At 44.6% G+C, this 3,655-nt stretch carries 4 protein-coding genes; all 4 read right to left on the bottom strand.

Annotated elements, in window-relative coordinates:
- Positions 1-404 precede the first annotated feature (404 nt).
- From ABRP66_RS11495 to ABRP66_RS11510, 4 genes are read right to left on the bottom strand one after another with little or no spacing between them, the layout of a single operon-like run.
- Positions 405-722, bottom strand: a complete 318-nt coding sequence (locus ABRP66_RS11495) for a hypothetical protein (protein ID WP_284771349.1) — start codon at positions 720-722, stop codon at positions 405-407.
- 9 nt (positions 723-731) lie between these two features.
- Complete coding sequence (locus ABRP66_RS11500; protein ID WP_284783789.1) at positions 732-2,174, bottom strand: hypothetical protein; 1,443 nt, start codon at positions 2,172-2,174, stop codon at positions 732-734.
- On the bottom strand, positions 2,171-2,881 hold the full coding sequence (locus ABRP66_RS11505; protein ID WP_269954349.1) for an ATP-binding cassette domain-containing protein: 711 nt from the start codon (positions 2,879-2,881) through the stop codon (positions 2,171-2,173). Before ABRP66_RS11505 ends, ABRP66_RS11500 begins: the two co-directional genes overlap by 4 nt.
- Positions 2,882-2,897: 16 nt before the next feature.
- Positions 2,898-3,191: a hypothetical protein gene (locus ABRP66_RS11510; RefSeq protein ID WP_284771346.1), complete on the bottom strand. Its 294-nt coding sequence runs from the start codon at positions 3,189-3,191 to the stop codon at positions 2,898-2,900.
- Positions 3,192-3,655: the final 464 nt, after the last annotated feature.

Below are 3,655 nucleotides of genomic sequence, written 5' to 3' on the forward strand. Positions count from 1 at the left end.
AACTCACAATGAACATCCTCTCCTACGGACACAAGATCCGTACTAATAGGGTGTCCACTACTCGAGGGTAACCGCAATCTCGAGCAAGCTTTGGCTGTTTAGTAACTACTGATATGCGGAAGAGCGTGGATTCTATCTTTGGGGGGTCCTCAGGGAGAAATATTGAAGATGCAACGATATGACCCATTTCGTGAGTCCAGAAAGGAAGGAATGCGTAAAAAAAGGATGCTTTTAGAGAAAAGGTGAGTACAGGAAGAAGGGATGTGTCTCTAAAAGCGATGGCAAATGTAGATGCCAGTAGGGCTATCCCCGCCAAGACAATTATCAAGGGGGACATCTGGCGGCATATGGCAACTGTTAATTCTCCAGCCAGCGATATTAACGCGTTGGCGTTTATATTTTTTCTATTCACGAGTGGAAGATTTTAAATTTTCCTTGTATCGCGTTAGTGCGCGAAAAATCAAGATGGTTATAAATGAGAAGATAAAAAGAGCCATGAAAATGATAAACAAATTCAACTGGCTATTGATTCCAAAGGTCGCGTCTAGATTGTTTCTTTCGTTTACCGAGGAAGAGAAGAAGACTGAATCGAACAAGCCGGTTGCTTTGAATTCTTCGGCGTCATTTGAGAACGCTAAATAGAGAATCGTTAAGACTGCCGCGCTGCCGGTCAAGCAAAATGCGATGATAAGACTGGCAAGCGCAGTGGAAAAGAATTTCATTATTGTTCCTTAATGGTCTGGAAGTGAATTTTTCTTTATTTCGATTATTCCGGCTGACGCTACGCTTAGAAGGAAAAGTAGCGTGGCGATTGCCCACCCCCAGGGGGGAAGGGAAAACACGGAAAGCCCTAAGACAAAGAATATTACAGATATAGCAGCGATGGCTATACCAGTTATAATTGCAAGAGGATTGTCTTTTTCGGAGGGAAGAATAATCCCTAAAGTTGTAGTTAGTGGAATAGTCCCAATACAGCCAATTACGCTAATTAGTCCCGTAGTGTTGTCCCCCCCAATGGCCCAAAATCCTATAAAGAAAACGAGTACAAACGGAATAGATATGCTTAACAAAGATAAGCAAAGGAAGAGGTAGACCTCAACGGGGCGTACCTTAAGAGATGGAAATTTGCGTAGCGGACTTGTTGATGAGTAGGCATAGATTCCTAGGAACGAAATTATTTCTCCGACTAGAATGGGGGGGATAGACTGAGAAATAATGAGAAGAATATAACCTCCCAGCGCGAATATTAGAGTAATCCAAGTTTCTTGCGCTCTTAAAAAACTAAGGAGGTAAGACTTAAAGAGGGTTTGGCGAATAGTAGACGGATTACTTAAGTCTCCTTTAGAGGGCGTTCTAGTAAGGATGTACTCTTTTTGTCTGGTGAAGAGCGCTCCGCTTGTTAGGGTTGCTGCTGTTAATAGAAAAATACATGAGATAACAGCCGTCAGGGAGCAAATGAAAAAGCCATACTTTTCCGAAATCCAGGTGTAGGTATCACTCCACAGGAATGCTCTGTTCCCAGATTGGAATGCTGAGGTAATTCTAGCGACTTTCGTCGTCATTCCAATCTGAGATAATCCAGCGAGTATTAGCAATACGCAAATTGCTAATATGTCTTTTATTCTTTCCAGCCGGATTACAGAAAAACCCCAAGTCAGTATGTTGTAGATGAAGGCAAGTCCAACCACTAGTGTGGCTGCGGGAAAAACGATAGAAGTAGCCACTTGGCTAGATACTTCTATCCCAAAAACAAATGGCAGGGGTGCGATAGAAGAAAAGAATATGATTATCAGAATTCCCGCGATAAATACTAATTCATTTATGAAAAGGGCAACCGAACGCTGGTGGTCTGTAACGGGAAGGCTCTCAGTTAGAGAGAGCATATTTGATGATTTGAGAAAAAGTAGTCTTACCACAATAAAGCCAATAAAGACCCATTGGGGGAGTGTCAGATTGGCTAGGTCTAAGACTAATGTGTCTATATGCTTAACTTTATCCGACCCTCTGTAAAAGAGGTAGCCGATGGTGGCCAGCACTATTAAGAGGGTGGTCCCGAGGAACGCCAACAGTATTCGCGTCCCTCGGTATCGCAGAATGCCGAGGGAGAGCATTCTTCTAATCAGGAAAGTTCTGAAAAACCTGCTTATAGATAGTGTTTCCTGAACGACTGTCACCTGTTTCCCTCCTCTACGAGGTTTTCGAGAAGAGAAGTAAGGCTGCCGTATTGGTTTGACATTTCAGTATAGGTAACGTCGCGTAGCAGCCGTCCATCTTTTAAACCTAGGTATCGGTCAGCAAGGTCTTCAGTGAGAAAATTGTCATGGGTGCATAGAATGACTGTTTTATCACGCGATAAATTAGACAGGTCTTCTTTCGCTAAGCGAAGGGACTGAAAATCAACACCATTGAGTGTTTCATCTAGGATAGTTAAATCCCTGCTCATTAAAAGAGCGCAGATGAATTGGAGCTTCTTTTTCATTCCGTGGGAGTAGTCTTCAATAAGAGAGCTAATTTGTCCAGATAGTTGATATCTCTGAAGTAAGTCGTCTAGTTTTTGAGAGTCAACTGGCTGATGGTATAGCGAAGAATAAAATTTTATTAATTCTAGTCCGGTTAGGAAATCAGGGAGGTTTTCATTGCCGGTTAGGAGCAGAGTATTCTGCTTTGCCTCCCGCGAGGCAGGGGGCAATCCGGATAGGCTGATTGTCCCGGTACTGGGGGTGAGGATTCCGGCAAGCATTTTTAGCAAAGTGCTCTTCCCGGATCCATTTGAACCAACAAGACCTACTACTCCGCTGGAGGCAACCTCGAAGCTTATGTCATTGATAGCTGGAGAAGAGCTGCCAGCGTAGTAGTAGGTGATTGATGATGTAGTGAGCATTAGTCGTTAGAGTGGATTAGCGCTCGCATTCCATGTTGACTGAAAATCCCCACTCTACCCATTTCCAGTGTCCGGTGAATTTGCCGTGACCTTTCGTTACGCACCACACAGCCATACCTGCTAGGAGGACGGTGCCTAGGGCGAGGAGTACTGCAACGAGCACCACGTACCAAGCGTCGTAGCGGAGCAATGCTTGGTCAAAGCGGTCCTTTGCGCTAAGCAGATATGGAAAATAGTATGCGCCCAGAGGTGAAGAGGCGAGAGCTGGCATTTCAGTAGTAGGTGCAGAGCGGTCAATGACAGTGGTCATTTGGTTTCCTTTGGGTAGAACTGACTGGAGAGACACTTTGGCGTAGAAGTATGTTCGTGTGTCCGAAAGGCATTGTATTACACAGTTATAATGTTTTCTACAGATGAAGTGAAAACGGATATCTCTTACCTAGAGAGTTATTTTTCTGGATTTAGGGTTGACAGATGAGCTAAGTGCGTACGGTTCTATCCCTCTATGAGATGTCGCCTTTTCTGTAAAAGAATGGCGTGTCATAAGTTGTCCACATCAGTGGTTAAACCCTTTGTGGTTTAGCGTTGCTGTGGAAGTTACGCCTGCGACTTCCTTTCCCCGTGTGATTGCCACGTCCCGGTGCTCGTTTGCGCGTGCGCGCCCTAACGTTTTGAGCGCGCTCTGTTGCTCATACTGGAGAGTGTCTGATGGTTTGTGTGTGGGAACCCAACCCGCATAAGGAGATGAACCAGAATGACTACTATGGCGAGACG

The organism is Corynebacterium sp. KPL2680 (genome assembly GCF_040225675.1).
GTDB lineage: Bacteria > Actinomycetota > Actinomycetes > Mycobacteriales > Mycobacteriaceae > Corynebacterium > Corynebacterium rhinophilum.